36 protein-coding genes are annotated in these 22,124 nt (G+C 57.1%); 33 read left to right on the forward strand and 3 right to left on the reverse strand.

The window, feature by feature from the left end; translation table 11 throughout:
* The first annotated feature begins 10 nt into the window (after positions 1-10).
* The 3 genes from bioH to AACW18_RS00480 all read left to right on the forward strand — a co-directional run bounded on the left by bioH (position 11) and on the right by AACW18_RS00480 (position 1,672).
* Positions 11-775: a pimeloyl-ACP methyl ester esterase BioH gene (gene bioH / locus AACW18_RS00470; RefSeq protein WP_218389850.1), complete on the forward strand. Its 765-nt coding sequence runs from the start codon at positions 11-13 to the stop codon at positions 773-775.
* A 71-nt stretch (positions 776-846) separates the two neighbouring features.
* Positions 847-1,080, forward strand: a complete 234-nt coding sequence (locus AACW18_RS00475) for a flagellar biosynthesis protein FlgE (protein WP_218389851.1) — start codon at positions 847-849, stop codon at positions 1,078-1,080.
* Between the two features lies 1 nt (position 1,081).
* Positions 1,082-1,672, forward strand: a complete 591-nt coding sequence (locus AACW18_RS00480) for a hypothetical protein (RefSeq protein WP_218389852.1) — start codon at positions 1,082-1,084, stop codon at positions 1,670-1,672.
* 106 nt (positions 1,673-1,778) lie between these two features.
* Here AACW18_RS00480 and AACW18_RS00485 read toward each other — a convergent pair whose 3' ends face one another.
* Both AACW18_RS00485 and greB read right to left on the reverse strand, forming a co-directional pair.
* Positions 1,779-4,100, reverse strand: coding sequence for a Tex family protein (locus AACW18_RS00485; protein ID WP_218389853.1), 2,322 nt, complete (start codon positions 4,098-4,100; stop codon positions 1,779-1,781).
* A gap of 215 nt (positions 4,101-4,315) precedes the next feature.
* Positions 4,316-4,789 (reverse strand): transcription elongation factor GreB, encoded by a 474-nt coding sequence (gene greB / locus AACW18_RS00490; RefSeq protein ID WP_218292535.1) that lies wholly within the window; start codon positions 4,787-4,789, stop codon positions 4,316-4,318.
* 230 nt (positions 4,790-5,019) lie between these two features.
* On the opposite strand from greB, the gene ompR reads away from it, so the two are divergent.
* Together ompR and envZ are read left to right on the forward strand one after the other, a co-directional pair.
* Positions 5,020-5,739, forward strand: coding sequence for an osmolarity response regulator transcription factor OmpR (ompR, locus tag AACW18_RS00495; RefSeq protein WP_218389854.1), 720 nt, complete (start codon positions 5,020-5,022; stop codon positions 5,737-5,739).
* Positions 5,736-7,046 (forward strand): two-component system sensor histidine kinase EnvZ, encoded by a 1,311-nt coding sequence (envZ, locus tag AACW18_RS00500; RefSeq protein WP_042652875.1) that lies wholly within the window; start codon positions 5,736-5,738, stop codon positions 7,044-7,046. Before ompR ends, envZ begins: the two co-directional genes overlap by 4 nt.
* A 37-nt stretch (positions 7,047-7,083) precedes the next feature.
* Here the strand turns inward: envZ and AACW18_RS00505 are convergent, their stop codons facing one another.
* Positions 7,084-7,998 (reverse strand): DMT family transporter, encoded by a 915-nt coding sequence (locus tag AACW18_RS00505; protein WP_042652874.1) that lies wholly within the window; start codon positions 7,996-7,998, stop codon positions 7,084-7,086.
* Positions 7,999-8,353: 355 nt separating this feature from the next.
* Between AACW18_RS00505 and rpsJ the strand changes: the two genes are divergently transcribed.
* The 28 genes from rpsJ to rplQ all read left to right on the forward strand — a co-directional run bounded on the left by rpsJ (position 8,354) and on the right by rplQ (position 21,973).
* Positions 8,354-8,665 carry a 30S ribosomal protein S10 gene (gene rpsJ, locus AACW18_RS00510; RefSeq protein WP_005307944.1) on the forward strand — a complete coding sequence of 104 codons (312 nt, stop codon included), beginning with the start codon at positions 8,354-8,356 and terminating at the stop codon, positions 8,663-8,665.
* 22 nt (positions 8,666-8,687) lie between these two features.
* The gene (gene rplC / locus AACW18_RS00515; protein ID WP_005319753.1) at positions 8,688-9,320 is read left to right on the forward strand and encodes a 50S ribosomal protein L3; all 633 of its coding nucleotides are present in this window, start codon (positions 8,688-8,690) and stop codon (positions 9,318-9,320) included.
* 17 nt (positions 9,321-9,337) lie between these two features.
* Entirely contained in the window at positions 9,338-9,943 is a 606-nt protein-coding gene (rplD, locus tag AACW18_RS00520) for a 50S ribosomal protein L4 (RefSeq protein WP_025325386.1), read from the forward strand.
* Positions 9,940-10,242: a 50S ribosomal protein L23 gene (gene rplW, locus AACW18_RS00525; RefSeq protein ID WP_005319747.1), complete on the forward strand. Its 303-nt coding sequence runs from the start codon at positions 9,940-9,942 to the stop codon at positions 10,240-10,242. The genes rplD and rplW overlap by 4 nt, the downstream gene beginning before the upstream one ends.
* A 15-nt stretch (positions 10,243-10,257) precedes the next feature.
* Complete coding sequence (gene rplB, locus AACW18_RS00530; protein WP_042652873.1) at positions 10,258-11,079, forward strand: 50S ribosomal protein L2; 822 nt, start codon at positions 10,258-10,260, stop codon at positions 11,077-11,079.
* 22 nt (positions 11,080-11,101) lie between these two features.
* Positions 11,102-11,380, forward strand: a complete 279-nt coding sequence (rpsS, locus tag AACW18_RS00535; protein ID WP_005307960.1) for a 30S ribosomal protein S19 — start codon at positions 11,102-11,104, stop codon at positions 11,378-11,380.
* A gap of 10 nt (positions 11,381-11,390) precedes the next feature.
* Positions 11,391-11,735 (forward strand): 50S ribosomal protein L22, encoded by a 345-nt coding sequence (rplV, locus tag AACW18_RS00540; RefSeq protein ID WP_005890899.1) that lies wholly within the window; start codon positions 11,391-11,393, stop codon positions 11,733-11,735.
* 3 nt (positions 11,736-11,738) lie between these two features.
* Positions 11,739-12,452, forward strand: coding sequence for a 30S ribosomal protein S3 (gene rpsC / locus AACW18_RS00545; RefSeq protein ID WP_033130008.1), 714 nt, complete (start codon positions 11,739-11,741; stop codon positions 12,450-12,452).
* Between the two features lie 13 nt (positions 12,453-12,465).
* Positions 12,466-12,879, forward strand: a complete 414-nt coding sequence (rplP, locus tag AACW18_RS00550) for a 50S ribosomal protein L16 (RefSeq protein WP_033130009.1) — start codon at positions 12,466-12,468, stop codon at positions 12,877-12,879.
* Complete coding sequence (gene rpmC / locus AACW18_RS00555; RefSeq protein WP_005319733.1) at positions 12,879-13,070, forward strand: 50S ribosomal protein L29; 192 nt, start codon at positions 12,879-12,881, stop codon at positions 13,068-13,070. The genes rplP and rpmC overlap by 1 nt, the downstream gene beginning before the upstream one ends.
* Positions 13,070-13,318 carry a 30S ribosomal protein S17 gene (rpsQ, locus tag AACW18_RS00560; protein ID WP_005307966.1) on the forward strand — a complete coding sequence of 83 codons (249 nt, stop codon included), beginning with the start codon at positions 13,070-13,072 and terminating at the stop codon, positions 13,316-13,318. Before rpmC ends, rpsQ begins: the two co-directional genes overlap by 1 nt.
* Before the next feature lie 146 nt (positions 13,319-13,464).
* Positions 13,465-13,833 (forward strand): 50S ribosomal protein L14, encoded by a 369-nt coding sequence (rplN, locus tag AACW18_RS00565; protein ID WP_005890908.1) that lies wholly within the window; start codon positions 13,465-13,467, stop codon positions 13,831-13,833.
* 11 nt (positions 13,834-13,844) lie between these two features.
* Positions 13,845-14,162, forward strand: a complete 318-nt coding sequence (rplX, locus tag AACW18_RS00570) for a 50S ribosomal protein L24 (protein WP_042652872.1) — start codon at positions 13,845-13,847, stop codon at positions 14,160-14,162.
* A gap of 13 nt (positions 14,163-14,175) precedes the next feature.
* A complete protein-coding gene (gene rplE / locus AACW18_RS00575; RefSeq protein ID WP_042652871.1) occupies positions 14,176-14,715 on the forward strand; it encodes a 50S ribosomal protein L5 in 540 nt (179 codons plus the stop codon).
* A gap of 10 nt (positions 14,716-14,725) precedes the next feature.
* Positions 14,726-15,031 carry a 30S ribosomal protein S14 gene (gene rpsN, locus AACW18_RS00580; protein WP_042652870.1) on the forward strand — a complete coding sequence of 102 codons (306 nt, stop codon included), beginning with the start codon at positions 14,726-14,728 and terminating at the stop codon, positions 15,029-15,031.
* Positions 15,032-15,050: 19 nt separating this feature from the next.
* Positions 15,051-15,443: a 30S ribosomal protein S8 gene (gene rpsH / locus AACW18_RS00585; protein WP_005307980.1), complete on the forward strand. Its 393-nt coding sequence runs from the start codon at positions 15,051-15,053 to the stop codon at positions 15,441-15,443.
* A 13-nt stretch (positions 15,444-15,456) separates the two neighbouring features.
* Positions 15,457-15,990 carry a 50S ribosomal protein L6 gene (gene rplF, locus AACW18_RS00590; protein ID WP_005319720.1) on the forward strand — a complete coding sequence of 178 codons (534 nt, stop codon included), beginning with the start codon at positions 15,457-15,459 and terminating at the stop codon, positions 15,988-15,990.
* A 9-nt stretch (positions 15,991-15,999) separates the two neighbouring features.
* The gene (rplR, locus tag AACW18_RS00595; RefSeq protein WP_005319717.1) at positions 16,000-16,353 is read left to right on the forward strand and encodes a 50S ribosomal protein L18; all 354 of its coding nucleotides are present in this window, start codon (positions 16,000-16,002) and stop codon (positions 16,351-16,353) included.
* Between the two features lie 14 nt (positions 16,354-16,367).
* Positions 16,368-16,868: a 30S ribosomal protein S5 gene (gene rpsE / locus AACW18_RS00600; RefSeq protein WP_042010196.1), complete on the forward strand. Its 501-nt coding sequence runs from the start codon at positions 16,368-16,370 to the stop codon at positions 16,866-16,868.
* 6 nt (positions 16,869-16,874) lie between these two features.
* The gene (rpmD, locus tag AACW18_RS00605) at positions 16,875-17,054 is read left to right on the forward strand and encodes a 50S ribosomal protein L30 (RefSeq protein ID WP_005307985.1); all 180 of its coding nucleotides are present in this window, start codon (positions 16,875-16,877) and stop codon (positions 17,052-17,054) included.
* Positions 17,055-17,056: 2 nt separating this feature from the next.
* Positions 17,057-17,494: a 50S ribosomal protein L15 gene (gene rplO / locus AACW18_RS00610; RefSeq protein ID WP_042652868.1), complete on the forward strand. Its 438-nt coding sequence runs from the start codon at positions 17,057-17,059 to the stop codon at positions 17,492-17,494.
* Positions 17,495-17,502: 8 nt separating this feature from the next.
* A complete protein-coding gene (gene secY / locus AACW18_RS00615) occupies positions 17,503-18,831 on the forward strand; it encodes a preprotein translocase subunit SecY (protein ID WP_042652867.1) in 1,329 nt (442 codons plus the stop codon).
* Positions 18,832-18,858: 27 nt separating this feature from the next.
* Positions 18,859-18,972 (forward strand): 50S ribosomal protein L36, encoded by a 114-nt coding sequence (gene rpmJ, locus AACW18_RS00620; protein WP_005319705.1) that lies wholly within the window; start codon positions 18,859-18,861, stop codon positions 18,970-18,972.
* A 138-nt stretch (positions 18,973-19,110) separates the two neighbouring features.
* Entirely contained in the window at positions 19,111-19,467 is a 357-nt protein-coding gene (rpsM, locus tag AACW18_RS00625) for a 30S ribosomal protein S13 (protein ID WP_005307991.1), read from the forward strand.
* Positions 19,468-19,481: 14 nt separating this feature from the next.
* Positions 19,482-19,871, forward strand: coding sequence for a 30S ribosomal protein S11 (gene rpsK / locus AACW18_RS00630; protein WP_005319702.1), 390 nt, complete (start codon positions 19,482-19,484; stop codon positions 19,869-19,871).
* Between the two features lie 39 nt (positions 19,872-19,910).
* Positions 19,911-20,531, forward strand: coding sequence for a 30S ribosomal protein S4 (gene rpsD, locus AACW18_RS00635; RefSeq protein WP_033130015.1), 621 nt, complete (start codon positions 19,911-19,913; stop codon positions 20,529-20,531).
* A 25-nt stretch (positions 20,532-20,556) separates the two neighbouring features.
* The gene (locus AACW18_RS00640) at positions 20,557-21,546 is read left to right on the forward strand and encodes a DNA-directed RNA polymerase subunit alpha (protein ID WP_005307997.1); all 990 of its coding nucleotides are present in this window, start codon (positions 20,557-20,559) and stop codon (positions 21,544-21,546) included.
* A gap of 43 nt (positions 21,547-21,589) precedes the next feature.
* Positions 21,590-21,973, forward strand: coding sequence for a 50S ribosomal protein L17 (rplQ, locus tag AACW18_RS00645; protein ID WP_005307999.1), 384 nt, complete (start codon positions 21,590-21,592; stop codon positions 21,971-21,973).
* The last annotated feature ends 151 nt before the right edge of the window (positions 21,974-22,124 follow it).

Consider the following 22,124-nt stretch of genomic DNA (forward strand, 5'->3'; position numbering starts at 1 on the left):
TTGAGTCTAGATGAGCATATCGGTTGAGCGGTTTGGCCAGGGGCCGGATCTGGTGTTGTTGCATGGCTGGGGCATGAATGGCGCTGTCTGGCACGGCATAGCCCAGCAGCTGGCGGACCATTATCGGGTGCATCTGGTGGATCTGCCCGGCTTCGGCAACAGTCCTCTGAACGACGGGAGTGACTATTCCCTGCCCTGGCTGGCAGAGCAGGTGGCCAGCGTATTGCCGGAGCGTTGCCATCTGCTCGGCTGGTCCCTCGGCGGCCTGGTGGCGAGCCAGTTGGCGCTGACTCATCCTGAGCGGGTGCAATCCCTGATCACGGTTGCCAGTTCGCCCTGCTTCATGGCGCGGGATGAGTGGCCCGGCATCGCGCCCAAGGTGCTGGCCGGCTTCAACCAGATGCTGGCGGGGGACTTCAAGCAGACCATAGAGCGCTTCCTGGCGATCCAGGCCATGGGCAGCGAGCACGCCAGGGATGACATCCGCCAGCTGCGCCACTGGCTGGCGGAGCGCCCAGCGCCCCAGCTTGCCGCGCTGGAGGCCGGCCTCGGCCTGCTGGCCGACGTCGATCTGCGGGATGAGTTGACCACGCTCAGCCTGCCTTGGCTGCGCATCTACGGCCGGCTGGATTCGCTGGTGCCCAAGGCGGCCATCCCGCTGCTGGACGAGCGCTATCCCCATAGCCGCAGCCTGGTGCTGGACAAGGCCTCCCATGCCCCCTTCATCTCTCATCCGGCGCAGTTCATCGCCATGGTGCGGGAGTTCATCGGCTGAAAAGCGAGCGGCAGGCTTCAATAATTCCTCTGGGTGGTGAATAATCAGTCAACAGTCAGAGGAGCAAGATGATGCGTATCGATTCCGCCATGACGACGGGAGTACAGGGATTCCAGCGGGCGGAACTGCTCGCCGAGCAGGCATCCGGCCAGATCGCCCGCCTCAATACGCCGGTCGGCGATCGGGTGGAGCTGCCGGACGAGCTGGTCACCCTCAAGGTGGCCGAGCTGCAGGCCGGCACCTCCGGCAAGGTGATCCAGACCGCCAGCGACATGCTGGGTACCCTGATCGACATCAGGGTGTGAGATGAACATCAACGTCGGTCTGCCGCCGATGATTCCCAATCAGCTGCACCCGCAGACGGAATCGGCACAGACTGACAATCGCCGCACCGAACTCGTACCCCAGGCGCGCCAGGGCGAGGCCTCCGCTGCCGAGTCCGGCGTGGCCTCCCAGAAAGACCAGTCCAGGGCCGCCCAGGCCAACCCCGCTGCCCAATCCTCCCGTGAGAGTACGCCAGCCAGCCCGACGGCGGCGCCCCAGCGCTTTGTCGACGCCACCGATGAAGACGGGAAGCGCAGGCAGCAGGAGTCAGGCCAGCAGGAGCAACAGAAGCAACAGCAGCGGGTGGAGCGGGGTCGTGAGATGCGCCAGCATGAGCAGGTGCGCGCCGCCGCCCTGGCACCGGCCGAGCCCTCCTCCCAGGATCTGAGCGTGGCCCGCACCGCCACGCTCAAGCAGGCGCAGGCCCGCAGGGAGCTGATGGAGGTCGAGCCTGCCAGCGGTGCATCCGGCCCGCTCGGTGCCTATATGGACAGACGCAATCAGATCATCGCCCAGCACTATCGGCAGGCGGTCAGGCCAGCCCCCCGTCAGAGCTTCAGCCTGGATATCTAAGTCGCCTACTGTCAGTGCAGGGCAACCTCGATGGCCTGTGACTCCTCAGCCTTGGCGAAGACCCATGAAAAAGCCCCTTTCGGGGCTTTTTCATCGTGCTGGTCGGCTATTTCTTGTTCTTGGAGAGGGCGGCGGCGAAGGCGTTGCCCATGGCCCCCCCGATGGGATTGGCCGGCCTCGGCTCGCTTCTCGCCTTGGGCGCGCCCATCGTTTGACGCGGCTCGGCTGGTTTGCGGGCCTGCTGCCCACTCTTCTCGCCGGCTTTCTCATTGAGGCGCATGGTGAGGCTGATCCGCTTGCGCGGGGCATCCACCTCCAGCACCTTGACCCGCACTATGTCGCCCGCCTTGACCACCTCGCGGGGATCCTTGATGAAGCGATCGGTCAGGGAGGAGATGTGCACCAGCCCGTCCTGATGCACGCCGATGTCGACGAAGGCGCCGAAGTTGGTGACGTTGGTGACCACGCCCTCCAGCACCATCTCGGGCACCAGGTCGCTGATCTTCTCCACCCCGTCCTTGAAGGTGGCGGTCTTGAACTCGGGGCGCGGGTCACGGCCCGGCTTGTCCAGTTCACCTATGATGTCGGTGACCGTGGGGACCCCGAATCGCTCATCTGTGTAGTCGGCGGCCCTCAGGCCGCGCAGCAGGCTGCCGTTGCCGAGCAGGCTCTCCACTTGCTGCTGGAGTTGCGCCAGGATCCGCTCCACCACGGGATAGGATTCCGGGTGCACCGCCGAGCCGTCCAGCGGGTTGCTGCCGCCGCGAATGCGCAGGAAGCCGGCGCACTGCTCGAACGCCTTGGGGCCGAGCCGGCTCACCTTGAGCAACTGCTGGCGGTTGTGGAAGGCGCCGTTGTCGTCTCTGTAGGCGACTATGTTCTGGGCCAGGGTCTGGGAGAGGCCGGAGACCCGGTTGAGCAGGGCGACCGAGGCGGTGTTCACATCCACCCCCACCGCGTTCACGCAATCCTCGACCACGGCGTCCAGCCGGCGCGCCAGCTGGCTCTGACCCACATCGTGCTGGTATTGACCCACGCCTATGCTCTTGGGATCGATCTTGACCAGCTCGGCCAGGGGATCCTGCAGCCGGCGGGCGATGGAGACGGCACCGCGGATGGAGACGTCGAGATCCGGGAACTCCTGGGAGGCGAGCTCGGAGGCGGAGTAGACGGAGGCGCCGGCTTCGCTCACCACGATTTTCTGCGCCTTGGCGGCGGGATAGCGCTCGAACAGATCGCTCACCAGCCGGTCGGTCTCCCGCGAGGCGGTGCCGTTGCCGATGCTGATGAGCTCGACCTTGTGCTTCTGGCACAGCTCGCTCAGGGTCCTGAGGCTCTGATCGACCTGCTTCTTGGGTTCGAACGGGTAGATGGTCGCGTGATCGACCAGCTTGCCGGTGGCATCGACCACGGCCACCTTGACCCCGGTACGGATGCCCGGATCCAGCCCCATGGTGCAGCGCATACCGGCCGGCGCCGCCATCAGCAGATCCTGCAGGTTCATGGCGAACACCTTGATCGCCTCTTCCTCGGCACTCTCGCGGATGCGGCCGATGAGCTCGGTCTCCATCTGCAGCGAGAGTTTGATCTTCCAGGTCCAGCTCACTACCCCCTGCAGCCACTTGTCGGCCGGCCGGCCCTGCAGGTTCAGCCTGAGGTGATGGGTGATGATGCCCTCGCAGGGGCTGGCGCTCTCGTCGTCGCCGGTCACCAGCGCCAGGTTGAGCACCCCTTCGTTGCGGCCACGCAGCATGGCCAGCACCCGGTGGGAGGGGGCCTTGTGCAGCGGCTCATCGTGTTCGAAGTAGTCCTTGAACTTGGCCCCTTCCTGCTCCTTGCCCGCCACCACCCGTGCGCGCAGGGTGGCGTTTTGCCACAGGTAGTCCCGCAGCTTCTCCAGCAGATCGGCCTGCTCGGCGAAGCGCTCCATCAGTATGTAGCGGGCGCCGTCGAGGGCGGCCTTGCTGTCGTTTATTCCCTGCTCGGCATTGAGGAAGCGGGCCGCCTCCTGCTCCGGATCCTGCATGGGGTCGGTGAGCAGCAGATTGGCCAGCGGCTCCAGCCCTGCTTCGATGGCCATCTGCCCCTTGGTGCGACGTTTGGGCTTGTAGGGGAGATAGAGATCTTCGAGCCGGGTCTTGCTGTCGGCACCGTTCAGCTCGCGCGCCAGCTCGGGGGTCAGCTTGCCCTGCTCCTCGATGGAGCGAATGATCACCTGGCGGCGATCTTCCAGTTCACGCAGATAGCCGAGGCGGCTCTCCAGGGTACGCAGCTGACTGTCGTCCAGACCGCCGGTCACCTCCTTGCGATAACGGGCGATAAAGGGCACGGTCGAGCCCTCATCCAGCAGGCGCACGGCGGCCTGCACCTGTTCCGGGCGGGCATTCAGCTCACCGGCAATCTGTCTCTCAATTACATGGCTGTGCATCTGGGGTCCCTGTGGTCGGGTCTGGGCGTCGAGGCGCCAAATGTGAGCACTATATGGGGTCGGCGCGGGGGATGCCACCCCGGGCCATGCGAGCAGGTCAGGAGTTGACCTGCGGGGTGGGACGGGGCCAGTTATATCGAATAGCGTTTGTGAACGGCAGGACCCGAGCCGGGCGGCGCACTCGGGCCCTGTGGGGGTTGGCCCCTGGCGGGTGCTTACTTGGGATAGCTGATCTCGTTGACATACCAGCAGGCGTCACCGACGGGGGTGCGCACTATGGCCTCATCCCCCACCTCCTTCTTGAGCAGGGCGCGGGCCATGGGGGAGTCGATGGAGATGTAATCCTTGCGACCGAAGATCTCGTCATAGCCGACGATGCGAAAGCGCTTGGTCTCTCCCTCTTCACTCTCCACCTCGACCCAGGCGCCGAAGAACACCTTGCCCTCCTGGGACGGGGCATAATCGACTATGGTCAGCTCCTCCAGGCACTTGCGCAGGTAACGCACCCGCCGATCGATCTCCCGCAGCCGCTTCTTGTTGTACTGGTAGTCGGCGTTCTCGCTGCGATCCCCCAGGCTAGCCGCCCAGGCCACCTTCTTGGTGACCTCGGGCCGCTCTTCGCGCCACAGGGTGTCGTGCTCCTGCCGGAGTCTGTTGTAGCCTTCGCGGGTGATGAGTTTGGTTTTCATGAGCTTATCAATCCCTTGCGCCAGCGTGGCGGGTTGCATTGTGCTGCCCGGGATCTTAGCCATTGGCGTCTGGCTGTCGAGCAAAAAGGTGCCACAAGCTCGTCCAGCGCGAGTGCCATCCCCCGTGGTTCCCGGGATGAGGGTAATAACCGGTAACATATTTATGCTTTGTCGTTGCCGGGGGGAGCCCTAGTATTGGGGCAGAAGAGAGAGAGAGAGAAGAGGCAGCGATGAGTCAGCAATACAAGGTCCTGGTGGTCGACGACGATCTGAAATTACGCTCCCTGCTGGAGCGTTACCTCACCGAGCAGGGGTTCATGGTGCGGGGCGTCGCCAACGGTGAGCAGGCCGATCGGCTGCTCACCCGTGAGAACTTCAGCCTGATGGTGCTGGATCTGATGCTGCCGGGGGAGGATGGACTCTCCATCTGCCGCCGCCTGCGCGAGGCGGGCAACCAGATCCCTGTGTTGATGCTCACCGCCAGGGGGGACGAGGTGGATCGCATCGTCGGGCTCGAGATGGGGGCCGATGACTACCTGCCCAAGCCGTTCAACCCTCGCGAGCTGCTGGCCCGGATCCGCGCCGTGCTACGGCGCCACACCGTCGAGCTGCCCGGCGCCCCCTCTTCCGCCGAGAAGGTGGTGAGCTTCGGCGCTCATCAACTCAACCTGGCGACCCGCGAGCTGAGCCGCGACGGCGACCCTGTCGCCCTGACCAGCGGCGAGTTTGCGGTGCTCAAGGTGCTGGTGAGCCACCCCCGCGAGCCGCTCTCCCGTGACAAGCTGATGAACCTGGCCCGGGGCCGCGAGTACACCGCGACCGAGCGCAGCATAGACGTGCAGGTGTCCCGCCTGCGCCGCCTGCTGGAGCAGGACCCGGCCCAGCCCCGTTACCTGCAGACCGTCTGGGGTCTGGGTTATGTGTTTGTGCCGGACGGTGATGGCGCATGAAGAAAGTGAGCAGCATGTTCTCCCGCATGCTCTGGTTCCTGGCTGCCGTGTTGGTGGTCTATCAGTTTGTCTCCTATGTCACCTTCTATAACTATCTGCTGTCGCCCACCGTCAAGCAGATCAGCCACCTGCTGGCCAATCAGGTCAAGCTGATCTTCCCCATCGACAGCAAGCAGCTGGCGTTGAGCGAAGATGCCGAGGCGCTGGTCTATGTGGCCACCGGCAGCGACATCTATACCCAGAGCGAAGCGGAGCAGCACGGGCTCAACGACTCCAAACCCTACGCCTATCTGGAAGAGAACATCAGCCGCGAGCTGAAGGGGCCGACCAAGGTGCGGGTCGAGATCCAGGATCACTACATCATCTGGATCCAGCCGCCCCATGCCAGCCAGATATGGGTGCGGATCCCGCTGACCGAGATCGAGGATGACGACATCGAGCCGCTGATCATCTACATGAGCGTGCTGCTGGTGGTGACCCTGTTTGCCGCCTGGCGCTTCGCCCGCCAGCTGGTGCGTCCGCTGGAGGATCTGGAGGCGGGCGCCGTGGCGGTGGCGCGCGGCAACTTCCCCGATGCGCTGGGGGAACGAGGCTCGCGGGAGGTGCGCCGGCTGACCCGCACCTTCAACCACATGTCGAGCTCCATCAAGCGGCTGATCGAGGAGCGCAACCTGATGATGGCCGGGGTCTCCCACGATCTGCGCACCCCCTTGACCCGCATCCGGCTGGCGACCGAGATGATGTCGTCCGGAGACGAGTACTTGCGGGAGAGCATCAACGCGGACATCGACGAATCCAACGGCATCATCGATCAGTTCATCGACTACATACGCCCGGACGAGGGGCTGGACACCCAGCAGATCGATCTGACCCAGCTGATCCACGATGCCCTGCTGATGCAGACCGATCAGGGGCTGGAGCTGGAGCTGGTCTTGCCGGAGCAGGCGGTGCGGGTGGCCTGCAACCCCATCAGCCTTCGCCGCATCCTCAACAACCTGTCGGGCAACTCGCGGCGCTATGGGGCGAGCCGGTTGCAGGTGGAATTGAAAGATGACGGTCACTGGGTGCGGCTGCGGCTGTCGGACGACGGCCCCGGCATTCCGGCTCAGGATCACTCCCGGGTCCTCAAGCCCTTTACCCAGGGCAACGTGGCGCGCACCGGCGGTGGCAGCGGGCTGGGGCTGGCGATCGTCGCCAAGATAGTGTCTCAGCACCACGGCACCATACGGCTGGGAGACTCGGAGCTGGGGGGCCTGCTGGTGGAGATCCGGTTGCCCAAGCACCAGCCGCTGGAGTGGATGGATTGAGAAGGGGCGCATCGATGGATGCGCCCCTTTTGCATTGTCAGGCCTGGGGTTCGCTCGTCTTGCGGTAGCGCTTGCCGTATTTCAGCTGCTGAATGAGCAGGGCCGCCACTATCAGGGCCAGCCCTATGGGGGTCGCCGGGTGTATGGTCTCGCCTATCAGCAGGTTGAGCAGCACCAGGGAGGCGAAGGGCGAGATGAAGATGAGGTTGCTGATGGGCGCCGTGTTGGTGGCGTGGCGCAGGGCCATCAACCAGAGCACGAAGCCGAACCCCATCTCGAACAGGCCGACATAGATGGCGCCGGCCCAACCCTGCCAGGCGGTCATGGCAAAGTCGGAGAGCAGCCAGGTCGCCACGACGATAAACGGCAGGCTGATGAGGAAGCCGAGCAGCAGGCTGACCACGGGATCGCCCTGGTTGCGGGTGTTGAGGATCCAGTAGCCGGCCCAGATCAGGGTCGACACCAGTGCCAGCGTCACCCCGAGCGGGCTGTCGAACTGCAGGCCGAACACATCCCCCTTGGTGGCGATCACCAGGGCGCCGAAGTAACCCAGCACTATGGCGACCCCGTCGCGGCGGCGCAGCTTCTGGCCGAGGAAGGGGACGGCCAGCAGACTGAGGGTGATGGCCCAGGTGTAGTTGAGGGTCTGTGCCTGCTGGGCGGGCAGCAGATCATAGGCCTTGAACAGCAGCAGGTAATAGAGGAAGGGATTCAGCACCCCCAATGCCAGATAGTAGAATGGACGCTCCTTGATATAGCTCCGCAGCAGCGACAGCTTGCCCTGTTTGGCAACGATAGCGCCGAGAGTCAGGGTCGAGGTCAGGGCCGCCACGAGCAGCAGCTGCACCGGCTCGAAGTAGGCGAGGGAGATCTTGAAGGCGGTGGCCACCGTCGACCAGAGGGCGACGGCGCAGAGTCCATATTGGTAGGCTTTTTTCTGATCTTTGAGCATCGGGGTCGTTCCGCTGACAGAGGCAAGGGCGCAGTCTATCAGCCTGTTTGCAACATTGTCGTTACCGGTTTGCGGTAGGCGGGCAGGGGATCGTCAGCGAGATCCATCCGCCACACAAAGTTGCGCACTATCTGTCCGCCCTCCCTTGCGCGAATTGAAAAAATCCGTATAATCCCCTCCGCTTACCCATGAGGTAAGCCAGACGATTGGTCTGCTGCTGAGCTTCCCGTTTACGAGTCGCCAGCGATACAGTCCTCCCGATATGGGAGGAAACGTGAAAAATCGCACCTCTGGCGGGAGTAATCTCGGTCGGGCGGTGTCGATTTATGTTCTTTTATCTATTGGAGCTCTGTCAATGCAGAACCAAAGAATCCGTATTCGCCTGAAGGCTTTTGATCATCGCCTGATCGATCAATCCACAGCGGAAATCGTTGAAACTGCAAAGCGCACTGGCGCGCAGGTTCGCGGTCCTATCCCGCTGCCGACTCGCAAAGAGCGCTTCACCGTCCTGATCTCCCCGCACGTCAACAAAGATGCGCGTGATCAGTACGAGATCCGCACTCACAAGCGTCTGGTAGACATCGTTGAGCCGACTGACAAGACCGTAGACGCCCTGATGCGTCTGGATCTGGCAGCCGGTGTAGACGTCCAGATCAGCCTGGGTTAATTACGGAAAGAGGTTGATAACAATGACAATCGGTCTTGTAGGTCGCAAAGTGGGTATGACTCGCATCTTCACTGAAGATGGCGTTTCTATCCCGGTGACTGTTATCGAAGTTGAAGCTAACCGTGTAACTCAGGTCAAATCTGTAGAAACCGACGGCTACAACGCTATTCAAGTTACCACTGGCGCCAAAAAAGCCAGCCGTGTAACCAAGCCGGAAGCTGGCCACTTCGCCAAAGCTGGTGTCGAAGCCGGTCGCGGTCTGTGGGAATTCCGCCTGAACAACGGTGAAACTTTCACTGTTGGTAGCGAGCTGAAAGTAGATCTTCTCGCTGACGTTAAGATGGTAGACGTTACTGGCACATCCAAGGGTAAAGGTTTTGCGGGCACTGTAAAGCGCCACAACTTCCGCACCCAGGATATGACCCACGGTAACTCCTTGTCTCACCGCGCTCCGGGTTCTATCGGTCAGAACCAGACTCCGGGTCGTGTATTCAAGGGCAAAAAGATGGCTGGTCACATGGGTGCTGAGCGTGTAACGACTCAGAACCTGGAACTGGTTCGTGTTGACGCTGAACGTAACCTGCTGCTCATCAAAGGTGCAGTACCGGGTGCAACCAACGGCAACGTGATCGTCAAACCTGCCGTCAAAGCGTAACGTCTGAGGAGATAGTAATGGAATTGGTAATGAAAGACGCCAAGAGCGCTCTTGAAGTTTCCGAGACTACCTTCGGGCGCGAATTCAACGAAGCTCTGGTTCACCAGGTCGTCGTTGCATATGCCGCAGGTGCCCGTCAGGGTACTCGTGCGCAGCTGACTCGCTCTGAAGTGTCTGGTGGCGGCAAAAAGCCGTGGCGTCAGAAGGGTACTGGTCGTGCCCGTGCTGGCTCCATCCGTTCGCCCATTTGGCGTTCCGGTGGTGTGACTTTTGCTGCTAAGCCGCAAGATCACAGCCAAAAAGTTAACAAGAAGATGTACCGCGGCGCTATCCGTAGCATCCTGTCCGAGCTGGTACGTCAAGAGCGCCTGATCGTTGTTGAGAAATTCGGCATCGAAGCGCCGAAGACCAAAGAACTGATCGCCAAGCTGAAAGAGATGGAACTGACTGACGTTCTGATCGTGACTGCTGAAGTCGATGAGAACCTGTTCCTGGCTGCTCGCAACCTGTACAAAGTTGACGTGCGTGACGTTGCCGGTATCGACCCGGTCAGCCTGATCGCTTTCGACAAGATTCTGATGACTGCTGATGCAGTTAAGCAAATCGAGGAGATGCTGGCATGATCCGCGAAGAGCGTTTGTTGAAAGTTCTGAAGGCTCCGCATATCTCTGAAAAGAGCACCATGGTCGCAGAAAAGCAGAACACTATCGTGTTCAAGATTGCTGTTGATGCCACCAAGGCGGAAGTCAAAGCTGCAGTTGCGAAACTGTTCGAGGTCGAAGTTGAGACCGTCCGTACCCTGAACATGAAGGGTAAAACCAAGCGCTCAGGTGCGCGTGTAGGCCGTCGTTCCGATTGGAAAAAGGCTTATGTGACCCTGAAAGCTGGTCAGGACATCGACTTCATGGGCGCAGCCGAGTAAGAGGAGTTCTGAAAAATGGCAATCGTTAAGTGCAAGCCTACTTCTCCGGGCCGCCGCCACGTCGTTAAGATCGTCAATCAAGAGCTGTACAAGGGTAAGCCCTTCGCCGCTCTGCTGGACAGCAAAAGCAAGTCCGGTGGTCGTAACAACAACGGCCGTATCACTACCCGTCATATCGGTGGTGGTCACAAGCAACACTACCGTATCGTCGACTTCAAGCGCGACAAAGACGGTATCCCGGCCAAAGTAGAACGCCTGGAATACGATCCTAACCGTACCGCTAACATCGCTCTGGTGTTGTATGCAGACGGTGAGCGTCGTTACATCCTGGCGCCGAAAGGCCTGAAAGCTGGTGACGCTATCGCTTCTGGTGTTGATGCTGCAATCAAGGTGGGTAACACCCTGCCGATGCGCAACATCCCGGTCGGTTCTACCGTTCACGCCGTAGAGATGAAACCTGGTAAAGGTGCCCAGCTGGCTCGTTCCGCTGGTACTTTCATCCAGATCCTGGCGCGTGATGGTAACTATGTAACTCTGCGTCTGCGTTCCGGCGAAGTACGTAAAGTTCTGGCCGAGTGCCGCGCTACCATCGGTGAAGTCGGTAACTCCGAGCACATGCTGCGTCAACTGGGTAAAGCCGGTGCAAACCGCTGGCGTGGTATTCGTCCGACCGTTCGCGGTATGGCGATGAACCCGGTTGATCACCCGCACGGTGGTGGTGAGGGTCGTAACAAAGGCATGCAGCCTGTGTCCCCATGGGGCCAGAAGGCTAAAGGCTTCAAGACCCGTAAGAACAAGCGTACCGACAAGTACATCGTACGTCGTCGTAACAAGTAATTGTTAACATAGAGGAATCACCATGCCACGTTCTCTCAAGAAGGGTCCTTTTATTGACCTGCACTTGCTGAAGAAGGTAGAGAAAGCGGTGGAAAGCGGGGATAAAAAGCCGGTTAAGACCTGGTCCCGTCGTTCAATGATCATCCCGAATATGATCGGTTTGACCATCGCTGTCCATAATGGTCGTCAGCACGTTCCGGTTTTCGTTACCGAAGAAATGATCGGTCACAAACTGGGTGAATTCGCACCGACTCGTACTTATCGCGGCCATGCTGCTGATAAGAAGGCTAAGAAGCGCTAAGGGATAAATGATGGAAGCTATCGCTAAACACCGTTATGCCCGTACTTCTGCCCAGAAAGCTCGTCTGGTAGCCGATCAAGTACGTGGTCTGTCCGTAGACAAGGCTCTGACTCTCCTGACCTTCAGCCCGAAAAAGGCTGCTGTTCTGGTGAAGAAAGTGCTGGAATCTGCCATTGCAAACGCTGAGCACAACGAAGGCGCCGACATCGACGCCCTGCGTGTTGCTACTATCATGGTCGACGAAGGTCCCTCCATGAAGCGCATCCGTCCTCGTGCCAAAGGTCGCGCGGATCGTATCCTCAAGCGTACCGCTCACATCACTGTAGTGGTATCCGACGCTAAGGCTGGGAGATAAGCAATGGGTCAGAAAGTACATCCTAATGGCATTCGCCTGGGTATTACCAAGCCTTGGAATTCTACCTGGTTCGCGAACACCAAAGACTTCGCTGACAACCTGTACAGCGATTTTCAAGTACGCCAGTTCCTGACCAAGGAGCTGAAAAACGCGTCCTTGTCCAAGATCACCATCGAGCGTCCGGCCAAGAGCATCCGTGTGACCATTCACACCGCTCGTCCGGGTGTTGTGATCGGTAAGAAAGGCGAAGACGTTGAGAAACTGCGCAAAGCCGTCGCCGTCATTGCTGGCGTGCCTGCTCAGATCAACATTTCCGAAGTCCGCAAGCCGGAGCTGGATGGCAAACTCGTTGCCGACAGCATCACTTCCCAGCTGGAACGTCGCGTAATGTTCCGTCGTGCTATGAAGCGCGCCGTACAGAACGCCATGCGCCTGGGTGCCAAGGGCATCAAAGTGGAAGTGTCCGGTCGTCTGGGCGGCGCTGAAATCGCGCGTACCGAATGGTACCGTGAAGGTCGTGTGCCTTTGCACACCCTGCGTGCCGACATCGACTACGCAACTTCTGAAGCCCACACCACTTACGGTGTGATCGGCGTCAAAGTTTGGATCTTCAAGGGCGAAGTTCTGGGCGGTCTGGCTGCAGTCAATGCTGCCGCTGCTCAAGAGCAAGCTCCTGCAAAGCCCAAGCGTGACAACAAGCGCCGCGCTGCTAAGTAAGGAGATTCGGTAAATGTTGCAACCAAAGCGTACTAAATTCCGCAAGACCCACAAAGGTCGTAACCGCGGTCTGGCCAACTCTGGTAACGAAGTTTCCTTCGGTACCTTTGGCCTGAAGGCGACTACCCGTGGTCAACTGACTGCTCGTCAAATCGAAGCAGCCCGTCGTGCCATGACCCGTCACGTTAAGCGTCAGGGTAAGATCTGGATCCGTGTGTTCCCGGACAAGCCGATTACCGAAAAGCCCCTCGAAGTTCGTATGGGTAAAGGTAAGGGTAACGTCGAATACTGGGTATGCCCGATCCAACCTGGCAAGGTTCTGTACGAGATGGATGGTGTTCCTGAGGCTCTGGCTCGTGAAGCCTTCGCCCTGGCCGCTGCCAAGCTGTCCGTTCAGACCACTTTCGTAATTAAGACGGTGATGTGATGAAAGCCCAAGATCTGCGTCAAAAGAGCGTCGATGAACTGAACCAGGAGCTGCTGGGTCTGCTGCGTGAGCAATTCAACATGCGCATGCAAGCATCCACCGGCCAGCTGGCTCAGACTCACACTCTGAAACAAGTGCGTCGTGACGTCGCACGTATTAAGACTGTACTGACAGAGAAGGCAGGTGCGTAATGACTGACAAAATCCGTACTCTGCAAGGTCGTGTAATTAGCGACAAGATGGACAAGTCCATCACCGTCGCTATCGAGCGCAAGGTAAAGCACCCGATCTACGGTAAGATCATCAAGCGCACTACCAAGCTGCACGTACATGACGAAAACAACGAGTGTAAAGCTGGTGACCTCGTGGAAATCCGCGAATGCCGCCCGCTGTCCAAGACCAAGTCCTGGACCCTGGTTGCTGTCGTAGAAAAGGCCTAATGGTCATTTTTTGCCCAAACGGCCCCCCTTCGGGGCCGTTTGTTTTTTAGGCTATCTTTTCAAAAGAAGCTGTGTTATAGTTTCGCGCCTTTTGAAGGCAGCCAGATCCCGGAAGGGATAAGAAGTAAACAAAGCGGAGCACTAAAATGATCCAGATGCAAAGTATGCTGGGTGTAGCCGACAACTCCGGCGCTCGCAGTGTAATGTGTATTAAGGTTCTGGGTGGCTCGCACCGCCGTTACGCCGGCATCGGCGACATCATCAAGGTTTCCATCAAGGAAGCTATTCCTCGCGGTAAAGTGAAGAAAGGTGATGTGTATAACGCGGTGGTCGTACGCACCCGTAAAGGCGTTCGTCGTCCGGACGGCTCTGTCATCCGTTTCGACAACAATGCGGCTGTTTTGCTTAACGGCAACCAACAGCCAATCGGTACTCGTATTTTTGGCCCGGTGACCCGTGAACTCCGTAATGAGAAGTTCATGAAGATTGTGTCCCTGGCACCCGAAGTACTGTAAGGAGTCGAACGATGGCAGCTAAAATCCGTCGCGAAGACGAAGTGATTGTTCTTACCGGCAAAGACAAGGGCAAGCGTGGCAAAGTCACTCAAGTTCTGATCGCTAAAGGTAAGGTTCTCGTGGAAGGCATCAACCAGGTGAAGAAACACCAGAAGCCGGTACCCGCTTTGGGTCAGGCTGGCGGTATCATCACCAAAGAAGCCCCGATCGATGTTTCAAACGTAGCGCTGTTCAACTCTGCCACTGGCAAGGCTGATCGCGTTGGTTTCCGGATTGAAGACGGCAAAAAAGTTCGTTTCTTCAAATCTACCGGCGAACTTGTGAAGTAATTGGAGTTTAACGATGGCGAAACTGCATGATTACTACAGATCCGATGTAGCAAAAGAACTGTCAAAGCAGTTCGGTTACAAGACGATCATGCAAGTCCCTCGGATCGAGAAAATCACCCTGAACATGGGTGTTGGTGAGGCGATTTCTGACAAGAAACTGCTGGAAAATGCTGCTGCCGATATGGCTGCCATTTCCGGTCAGAAGCCACTGATCACCAAAGCTCGCAAATCTGTTGCGGGCTTCAAGATTCGTGAAGGCTACCCGATAGGTTGTAAAGTAACCCTGCGTGGCGAGCGTATGTGGGAGTTCCTGGAACGGCTGATTTGCATCTCCGTACCGCGTATCCGTGACTTCCGTGGCCTGAACGCTAAAGCGTTCGATGGTCGTGGTAACTACTCCATGGGCGTGCGTGAGCAAATCATCTTCCCGGAAATCGACTATGACAAAGTCGATCGCGTCCGTGGTCTGGATATCACCATCACCACTTCCGCGAATACCGATGAAGAAGGCCGTGCTCTGCTGGCTGCCTTTAACTTCCCATTCCGCAAGTAAGGTTAGGGTTATGGCTAAAACATCCATGAAAGCACGTGAAGCAAAGCGTGCGAAGCTGGTAGCCAAGTTCGCCACTAAGCGAACCGAGCTGAAAGCTGTCATTGTTGATATGAACGCTTCTGAAGAAGCGCGTTGGGATGCTGTCTTGCAACTGCAACAGCTGCCCCGTGATTCCAGTCCGTCCCGCCAGCGTAACCGTTGCAATATTACTGGTCGTCCGCACGGTTTCCTGCGCAAGTTTGGTCTGTCCCGCATCAAGGTGCGTGAGCATGCCATGAAGGGCGAAATTCCAGGTCTCAAAAAGGCCTCTTGGTAAGAATCTCGGGAGTTAGACTATGAGCATGCAAGATCCGATCGCGGACATGCTGACCCGCATCCGTAACGGTCAAGCGGCGAGCAAAGTTGCGGTTTCCATGCCTTCTTCCAAGCTGAAAGTGGCTATTGCCAAAGTGCTGAAAGAAGAAGGTTACATCGCTGGCTACTCCGTAGCAGGTGATGTGAAGCCGGAACTGGAAATTGAACTGAAATATTTCCAGGGCAAGCCGGTTGTAGAACTGATCCAACGCGTGAGCCGTCCCGGCCTGCGTATTTACAAGCGCACTACTGATCTGCCGAAAGTTATGGGCGGTCTCGGTGTTGCTATCGTGTCCACGTCTAAAGGTGTGATGACCGACCGTGCTGCCCGCAAGGCAAGCATGGGTGGTGAGATCATCTGCTACGTCGCTTAATAGGAGGTCGGAAATGTCTCGCGTTGCTAAGGCACCCGTCACTATTCCTGCTGGCGTAGAGGTGACTCTGAACGGTCAGGAACTGTCCATCAAAGGTGGTAAAGGTTCTCTGGTTCGTTCCATCCACGCCGGTGTAGAAGTGACCAAAGAAGACAATGTACTGAAGTTCGCCCCGCGCGACGGCATCGCTGGTGCTGACGCTCAGGCCGGTACTGCACGTGCATTGGCTAACAACATGGTAATCGGTGTTACCCAAGGCTTCGAGCGTAAGCTGCAGCTGGTTGGTGTAGGTTACAAAGCCTCCATCAAGGGCAATGCTGTCGCGCTGGCTCTGGGCTTCTCTCACCCGGTAGAGCATGCGCTGCCGGCTGGTGTCACCGCTGAATGCCCGACCGCTACTGAGATCGTTCTCCGTGGTGTGGACAAGCAGCTGGTTGGCCAAGTCGCCGCCGATATCCGTTCTTACCGCGCTCCGGAGCCCTACAAGGGCAAGGGTGTACGCTATGCCAACGAGCAAGTGCGTACTAAAGAAGCTAAGAAGAAGTAAGGTAACACTATGGACAAGAAAGCAGCTCGTCTCCGTCGTGCTACTCGTGCTCGGAAGAAGATGCAGGAACTGGGAGCGACCCGTCTGGTTGTTCACCGTACCCCGCGTCATATCTACGCGCAGGTTATCGCAGCCAACGGTTCCGAAGTTCTGGCCTCTGCTTCTACAGTAGAGAAAGCCATCAGTGAAGCTCTTAAATACTCCGGTAATGCTGATGCAGCTACCGCAGTAGGTAAAGCAATCGCTGAGCGTGCTATTGCCAAAGGCGTTCAGAACGTATCTTTCGATCGTTCCGGTTTCAAGTATCACGGTCGTGTAGCCGCTCTGGCTACCGCTGCTCGTGACGCTGGTCTTCAGTTCTAAGCTAGGAGTCGAAGATGGCTAAAGTCGAATCTCAAGCCGGCGAACTGCAAGAAAAGCTGATTGCAGTAAACCGTGTTTCGAAAACTGTTAAAGGTGGTCGTATCATGTCCTTCACCGCGTTGACCGTGGTGGGTGATGGTAACGGCCGTGTAGGTTACGGTTACGGTAAAGCCCGTGAAGTTCCAGCTGCCATTCAAAAGGCAATGGAACAGGCTAAGCGTAACCTGAGCAAAGTTGAGCTGAACAATGGCACTCTGCACCATCCGGTGCGTGGTGTTCACTCTGGCTCCACCGTGTTCATGAAGCCGGCCTCACAAGGTACTGGTATCATTGCAGGCGGCGCCATGCGTGCTGTGCTGGAAGTTGCTGGTATCCACAACGTGCTGGCTAAGACCTACGGTTCCACCAACCCAATCAACGTTGTTCGCGCAACTGTCGACGCTCTGGTGCAGGGTCAATCCCCGGCTCAGATCGCTGCCAAGCGTGGTCTGCGCGTTGAAGAAATTCTGGGGTAATGCGACATGGCTAACACTGTAAAAGTAACTCAAACTCGCAGCTCTATCGGCCGTCTGCCAAAGCATAAGGCGACTCTGCGTGGTCTGGGTCTGCGTCGCATAGGTCACACCGTCGAGCTGGAAGATACTCCTTGCGTACGCGGTATGATCAACCAGGTTTATTACATGGTTAAGGTGGAGGGCTAAGCATGCGTCTGAATACTCTGTCTCCGGCCCCAGGTTCCAAGTCTGCTAAGCACCGTCCGGGCCGTGGTATCGGTTCAGGTCTGGGCAAGACTGGTGGTCGTGGTGTGAAAGGCCAAACCTCTCGTTCCGGTGGCGGTAAAGTCCGCAACGGTTTCGAAGGTGGTCAGATGCCTTTGAAAATCCGTCTGCCGAAGTTCGGTTTCTTCTCTCGCAAATCTTTGGTATCTGCCGAAGTGCGTCTGAACGAACTGGCCCTGGTAGAAGGTGATGTGGTCGATTTGAGCACTCTGAAGCAAGCCGGTGTTGTTACTAAGAACATCGTTTTCGCTAAAGTTGTTCTATCTGGCAACATTGACCGTGCTGTGACCGTTCGTGGTCTGTCCGTCACCAAAGGTGCACGTGCAGCCATCGAGGCCGCTGGCGGTAAAATCGAGGAATAATCAGTACAATGGCTAAGAAACCAGGATTGGATGTTAAAGCACAGGGTGGTCTGAGTGAACTGAAGAGCCGTCTGCTCTTCGTTCTCGGGGCGATTATCGTTTTCCGTGCAGGCTCTTATGTGCCTATTCCTGGTATTGACGCCGCCGTACTGGCCGAGTTGTTCCAACAACAGAAGGGCACCATCATTGAGATGTTTAACATGTTCAGTGGTGGTGCACTCTCGCGTGCTTCTATTCTTGCACTGGGGATCATGCCGTACATTTCGGCGTCGATCATTATCCAGCTGCTGACTGTGGTTCACCCCGCTCTTGCTGAACTCAAGAAAGAAGGTGAATCCGGCCGTCGCAAGATTAGCCAATATACCCGTTGGGGCACGCTGGTTTTGGGAACTTTCCAGGCCATTGGTATTGCAACCGGTCTGCCGAATATGATGCAGGGACTCGTGACTCATCCGGGTTTGGGCTTCTATTTCACGGCCGTTGTGAGTCTGGTCACCGGTACCATGTTCTTGATGTGGTTGGGTGAACAGATTACCGAGCGTGGGATTGGTAATGGTATCTCGTTGATTATTTTCACGGGTATCGTTGCTGGTCTGCCTCATGCCATTGGCGCTACGGCCGAACAGGCACGTCAAGGGGAATTGCACATCCTGCTGTTGTTGTTGCTGGGCTTGATTGTTTTCGCAGTGACTTACTTTGTGGTGTTCGTGGAACGTGGTCAGCGTCGTATCGTCGTGAACTACGCCAAGCGTCAACAAGGCCGCCAGGTATTCGCCGCGCAAAGCACACACCTGCCATTGAAAGTAAATATGGCCGGTGTGATTCCTGCGATTTTCGCATCCAGCATCATCCTCTTCCCAGGGACCATTACCTCTTGGTTTGGTCAGGGCGAGGGCAAGGTAGCTGACGTTCTGCAGCAGGTCTCTATGGTCCTGCAGCCGGGTCAACCCTTGTATGAGATGCTCTATGCAGCAGCCATTATCTTCTTCTGCTTCTTCTATACCGCGCTGGTGTTCAACCCCCGCGAGACAGCAGATAACTTGAAGAAGAGTGGAGCCTTTATCCCGGGGATCCGCCCGGGCGAGCAGACAGCACGTTACATCGATAAGGTTATGACTCGCCTGACATTGGCAGGTGCGCTCTATATCACCTTTATCTGTCTGGTACCCCAGTTCTTGATGACTGCTTGGAACGTACAGTTCTACTTCGGTGGCACTTCGCTGCTGATTATCGTGGTAGTTATCATGGACTTCATGGCTCAGGTACAAACCCATATGATGTCTCATCAATATGGCGACGTCCTGAGGAAGGCCAACCTGAAGGGCTACGGCCGCTAAAGGTCGGCGTAGTTACGGAGTTAAGCAATGAAAGTTCGTGCTTCCGTTAAGGCAATCTGCCGTAACTGCAAAATCATCAAGCGTCACGGTGTGGTGCGTGTGATTTGCAGCGAGCCAAAGCATAAACAGCGCCAAGGCTAATTTTTACGGTTAGTACTTGCAACAAATAGTTGTGCTGGCTATTATAGCCAGCCAACTTTTGTTGTGTATTGGTTGACCGCCACGTATCCGCTCACGGGCTTTGTGGTGGTCGTTATCTACGCTACGTAGGAGTGAACAGTGGCCCGTATCGCTGGCATTAACATTCCTGACCATAAGCATGCAGTCATTGCGTTGACTGCGATTTATGGCGTCGGTCGTACCCGCTCCAAGGCCATCTGTGCCGCAGCCGGTATTGCTGAGAATGTGAAAATTAAAGACTTGGACGAAGCTCAGATCGAAAGTCTGCGCGAGCAAGTAGGTAAATTCACCGTTGAAGGTGACTTGCGTCGTCAGATTTCCATGAACATCAAACGCTTGATGGATCTGGGTTGCTACCGTGGTTTGCGTCACCGTCGTAGCCTGCCTGTTCGTGGTCAACGTACCAAGACCAACGCTCGTACCCGTAAGGGTCCGCGCAAGGCTATCAAGAAGTAACGGGAAGGTAGAAAATGGCTAAAACTCCGACTCGTGCTCGCAAGCGCGTTAAAAAGCAAGTGAGCGACGGTATTGCACACGTTCATGCATCTTTCAACAACACAATCGTGACCATTACTGACCGTCAGGGCAATGCTCTGTCTTGGGCTACCTCTGGTGGTTCCGGTTTCCGTGGTTCCCGTAAGTCCACTCCGTTTGCTGCCCAGGTAGCTGCTGAGCGTGCTGGTGAGATCGCCAAAGAATACGGCGTGAAGAACCTGGAAGTCATGGTCAAAGGTCCGGGTCCCGGTCGTGAGTCTTCCATCCGCGCTCTGAACGCGGCTGGTTTCCGCATCACTAATATTACTGATGTGACTCCGATCCCGCACAACGGTTGTCGTCCTCCCAAGAAGCGCCGCGTATAACGCTGTAGCTACTTGGTCTAGGATTGTTGGAGAAAGAAGATGGCAAGATATATCGGTCCTAAGCTTAAGCTTAGCCGTCGTGAGGGCACCGACCTCTTCCTGAAGTCTGGTGTTCGTGCGATTGATTCTAAGTGCAAGATTGACACCGTTCCAGGTCAACACGGTGCGCGTAAAGCGCGTCTGTCTGACTACGGTGTGCAACTGCGCGAGAAACAAAAAGTTCGTCGTATCTACGGCGTATTGGAAAAACAGTTCCGCAACTACTACCGCGATGCTGCCCGTCAAAAGGGTAACACCGGTGAAAACCTGTTGCAGCTGCTGGAAGGTCGTCTGGACAACGTCGTCTACCGTATGGGCTTCGGCGCTACCCGTGCTGAATCTCGTCAGCTGGTGAGCCACAAAGCCATCATGGTAAACGGCCGCGTTGTGAATGTTCCTTCTTTCCAGGTATCCCCTGAGGACGTGATCTGCGTTCGTGAGAAGGCTAAGAAGCAAGCGCGTATCAAAGCTTCCTTGGAAGTTGCTGGTCAGCGTGAGAAGCCGACTTGGGTAGAGGTTGACACCGCGAAGATGGAAGGTGCCTTCAAGCGCCTGCCAGAGCGTTCCGACCTGTCTGCCGACATTAACGAACAGCTGATCGTCGAGCTTTACTCCAAGTAAAGCTAGCTTCTAAAGAGAGGACACAATGCTGGGTTCTGTAACAGATTTTCTTAAACCGCGGCTAGTTGACATCGAGCAAGTTAGCCCGACTCATGCGAAAGTGACTCTCGAGCCGCTTGAGCGTGGCTTTGGCCACACGCTGGGTAATGCCCTGCGTCGTATTTTGCTGTCATCTATGCCCGGTTGTGCGGTTACTGAAGTCGAAATTGACGGAGTACTGCACGAGTACAGCAGCAAAGAAGGTGTACAGGAAGACATTCTTGAAATCCTGCTCAACCTGAAAGGTATCGCTGTGAAGCTGGAAGGCAAGGACGAGGTAACTCTGTCCCTGACCAAGTCTGGAACAGGCCCCGTTACCGCTGGTGATATCACTCACGGTGATGAAGTCGAGATCGTAAACCCGGAGCACGTAATCTGCCACCTGACAGGTGCCAATGCTGAAATCAGCATGCGCCTGAAAGTTCAGCGCGGTCGTGGTTATGTGCCTGCTTCTGCTCGTGTTCACAACGATGATGAAGAGCGTCCTATTGGTCGCCTGCTGCTGGACTCCGCGTTCAGCCCCATCGTTCGTATTGCCTACAATGTTGAGGCAGCACGCGTGGAACAGCGTACCGACTTGGACAAGCTGGTTATCGACATGGAGACCAATGGTACTCTGGATCCTGAAGAAGCCATCCGTCGTTCTGCCACTATTCTGGCAGAGCAACTGGAAGCCTTCGTGGATCTGCGCGATGTCAGCGTGCCCGAGAAGAAAGAAGAGAAACCCGAGTTTGATCCGATTCTGCTGCGTCCTGTCGATGATTTGGAGCTGACAGTTCGTTCTGCGAACTGTCTGAAGGCAGAAGCTATCCACTATATTGGTGATCTGGTACAGCGTACCGAAGTTGAGTTACTTAAGACTCCTAACCTCGGTAAGAAGTCCCTGACTGAGATCAAGGACGTGTTGGCCTCCCGTGGTCTGTCTCTTGGCATGCGCCTCGAGAATTGGCCGCCCGCCAGCATCGCTGACGAGTAATCCAGATTACGGGTTTCACAGATTTAGTTAGAAGGATAAGGTCATGCGCCATCGTTTGAGTGGTCGTCAACTGAACCGGAACAGTAGCCATCGTCAGGCTATGTTCCGCAACATGGCCAGCTCCCTGGTTCGTCATGAGATCATCAAGACGACTCTGCCTAAGGCAAAAGAGCTGCGTCGTGTAGTTGAACCGCTGATCACCCTTGCCAAGACTGATAGCGTTGCTAATCGTCGCCTGGCATTTGCCCGTACTCGCGATAACGCGATCGTGGCTAAGCTGTTCAATGAACTGGGCCCGCGCTACCTGGAGCGCGCCGGCGGTTATACTCGCATTCTGAAATGCGGTTTCCGTGCAGGCGACAACGCCCCTATGGCTTACATTGAGCTGGTAGACCGCCCGGCCGCTGCTGAAGCAGCTGCTGAGTGATAAAGAAAAAGCCGGGCTTGTCCCGGCTTTTCTTTTAAGGGAATCTTATACTGCCTCAACTGCCTCAACTGCCTCAACTGCCTCAACTGCCTCAACTGCCTCAACTGCCTCAACTGCCTCAACTGCCTCAACTGCCTCAACTGCCTCAACT

It is taken from the genome of Aeromonas sp. sia0103, assembly GCF_963895295.1.
GTDB lineage: Bacteria > Pseudomonadota > Gammaproteobacteria > Enterobacterales > Aeromonadaceae > Aeromonas > Aeromonas encheleia.

Bases quoted from the DNA above. Each gene is read 5' to 3' on its own strand.
- rplB (WP_042652873.1), top strand. From the start codon at position 10,258: ATGGCAATCGTTAAGTGCAAGCCTACTTCTCCGGGCCGCCGCCACGTC.
- rplN (WP_005890908.1), top strand. From the start codon at position 13,465: ATGATCCAGATGCAAAGTATGCTGGGTGTAGCCGACAACTCCGGCGCT.
- rpsS (WP_005307960.1), top strand. From the start codon at position 11,102: ATGCCACGTTCTCTCAAGAAGGGTCCTTTTATTGACCTGCACTTGCTG.
- ompR (WP_218389854.1), top strand. From the start codon at position 5,020: ATGAGTCAGCAATACAAGGTCCTGGTGGTCGACGACGATCTGAAATTA.
- rplR (WP_005319717.1), top strand. From the start codon at position 16,000: ATGGACAAGAAAGCAGCTCGTCTCCGTCGTGCTACTCGTGCTCGGAAG.
- rplQ (WP_005307999.1), top strand. From the start codon at position 21,590: ATGCGCCATCGTTTGAGTGGTCGTCAACTGAACCGGAACAGTAGCCAT.
- rpsD (WP_033130015.1), top strand. From the start codon at position 19,911: ATGGCAAGATATATCGGTCCTAAGCTTAAGCTTAGCCGTCGTGAGGGC.
- rpsN (WP_042652870.1), top strand. From the start codon at position 14,726: ATGGCTAAAACATCCATGAAAGCACGTGAAGCAAAGCGTGCGAAGCTG.
- rplF (WP_005319720.1), top strand. From the start codon at position 15,457: ATGTCTCGCGTTGCTAAGGCACCCGTCACTATTCCTGCTGGCGTAGAG.
- rplP (WP_033130009.1), top strand. From the start codon at position 12,466: ATGTTGCAACCAAAGCGTACTAAATTCCGCAAGACCCACAAAGGTCGT.
- rpsE (WP_042010196.1), top strand. From the start codon at position 16,368: ATGGCTAAAGTCGAATCTCAAGCCGGCGAACTGCAAGAAAAGCTGATT.
- rpsK (WP_005319702.1), top strand. From the start codon at position 19,482: ATGGCTAAAACTCCGACTCGTGCTCGCAAGCGCGTTAAAAAGCAAGTG.
- rplW (WP_005319747.1), top strand. From the start codon at position 9,940: ATGATCCGCGAAGAGCGTTTGTTGAAAGTTCTGAAGGCTCCGCATATC.
- AACW18_RS00505 (WP_042652874.1), bottom strand. From the start codon at position 7,998: ATGCTCAAAGATCAGAAAAAAGCCTACCAATATGGACTCTGCGCCGTC.
- rpsJ (WP_005307944.1), top strand. From the start codon at position 8,354: ATGCAGAACCAAAGAATCCGTATTCGCCTGAAGGCTTTTGATCATCGC.
- rplO (WP_042652868.1), top strand. From the start codon at position 17,057: ATGCGTCTGAATACTCTGTCTCCGGCCCCAGGTTCCAAGTCTGCTAAG.
- AACW18_RS00485 (WP_218389853.1), bottom strand. From the start codon at position 4,100: ATGCACAGCCATGTAATTGAGAGACAGATTGCCGGTGAGCTGAATGCC.
- rplX (WP_042652872.1), top strand. From the start codon at position 13,845: ATGGCAGCTAAAATCCGTCGCGAAGACGAAGTGATTGTTCTTACCGGC.
- rplC (WP_005319753.1), top strand. From the start codon at position 8,688: ATGACAATCGGTCTTGTAGGTCGCAAAGTGGGTATGACTCGCATCTTC.
- rpmD (WP_005307985.1), top strand. From the start codon at position 16,875: ATGGCTAACACTGTAAAAGTAACTCAAACTCGCAGCTCTATCGGCCGT.
- AACW18_RS00480 (WP_218389852.1), top strand. From the start codon at position 1,082: ATGAACATCAACGTCGGTCTGCCGCCGATGATTCCCAATCAGCTGCAC.
- rpsC (WP_033130008.1), top strand. From the start codon at position 11,739: ATGGGTCAGAAAGTACATCCTAATGGCATTCGCCTGGGTATTACCAAG.
- rplV (WP_005890899.1), top strand. From the start codon at position 11,391: ATGGAAGCTATCGCTAAACACCGTTATGCCCGTACTTCTGCCCAGAAA.
- rpsH (WP_005307980.1), top strand. From the start codon at position 15,051: ATGAGCATGCAAGATCCGATCGCGGACATGCTGACCCGCATCCGTAAC.
- secY (WP_042652867.1), top strand. From the start codon at position 17,503: ATGGCTAAGAAACCAGGATTGGATGTTAAAGCACAGGGTGGTCTGAGT.
- rpmJ (WP_005319705.1), top strand. From the start codon at position 18,859: ATGAAAGTTCGTGCTTCCGTTAAGGCAATCTGCCGTAACTGCAAAATC.
- AACW18_RS00475 (WP_218389851.1), top strand. From the start codon at position 847: ATGCGTATCGATTCCGCCATGACGACGGGAGTACAGGGATTCCAGCGG.
- rplD (WP_025325386.1), top strand. From the start codon at position 9,338: ATGGAATTGGTAATGAAAGACGCCAAGAGCGCTCTTGAAGTTTCCGAG.
- rpmC (WP_005319733.1), top strand. From the start codon at position 12,879: ATGAAAGCCCAAGATCTGCGTCAAAAGAGCGTCGATGAACTGAACCAG.
- greB (WP_218292535.1), bottom strand. From the start codon at position 4,789: ATGAAAACCAAACTCATCACCCGCGAAGGCTACAACAGACTCCGGCAG.
- envZ (WP_042652875.1), top strand. From the start codon at position 5,736: ATGAAGAAAGTGAGCAGCATGTTCTCCCGCATGCTCTGGTTCCTGGCT.
- rplE (WP_042652871.1), top strand. From the start codon at position 14,176: ATGGCGAAACTGCATGATTACTACAGATCCGATGTAGCAAAAGAACTG.
- AACW18_RS00640 (WP_005307997.1), top strand. From the start codon at position 20,557: ATGCTGGGTTCTGTAACAGATTTTCTTAAACCGCGGCTAGTTGACATC.
- rpsQ (WP_005307966.1), top strand. From the start codon at position 13,070: ATGACTGACAAAATCCGTACTCTGCAAGGTCGTGTAATTAGCGACAAG.
- bioH (WP_218389850.1), top strand. From the start codon at position 11: ATGAGCATATCGGTTGAGCGGTTTGGCCAGGGGCCGGATCTGGTGTTG.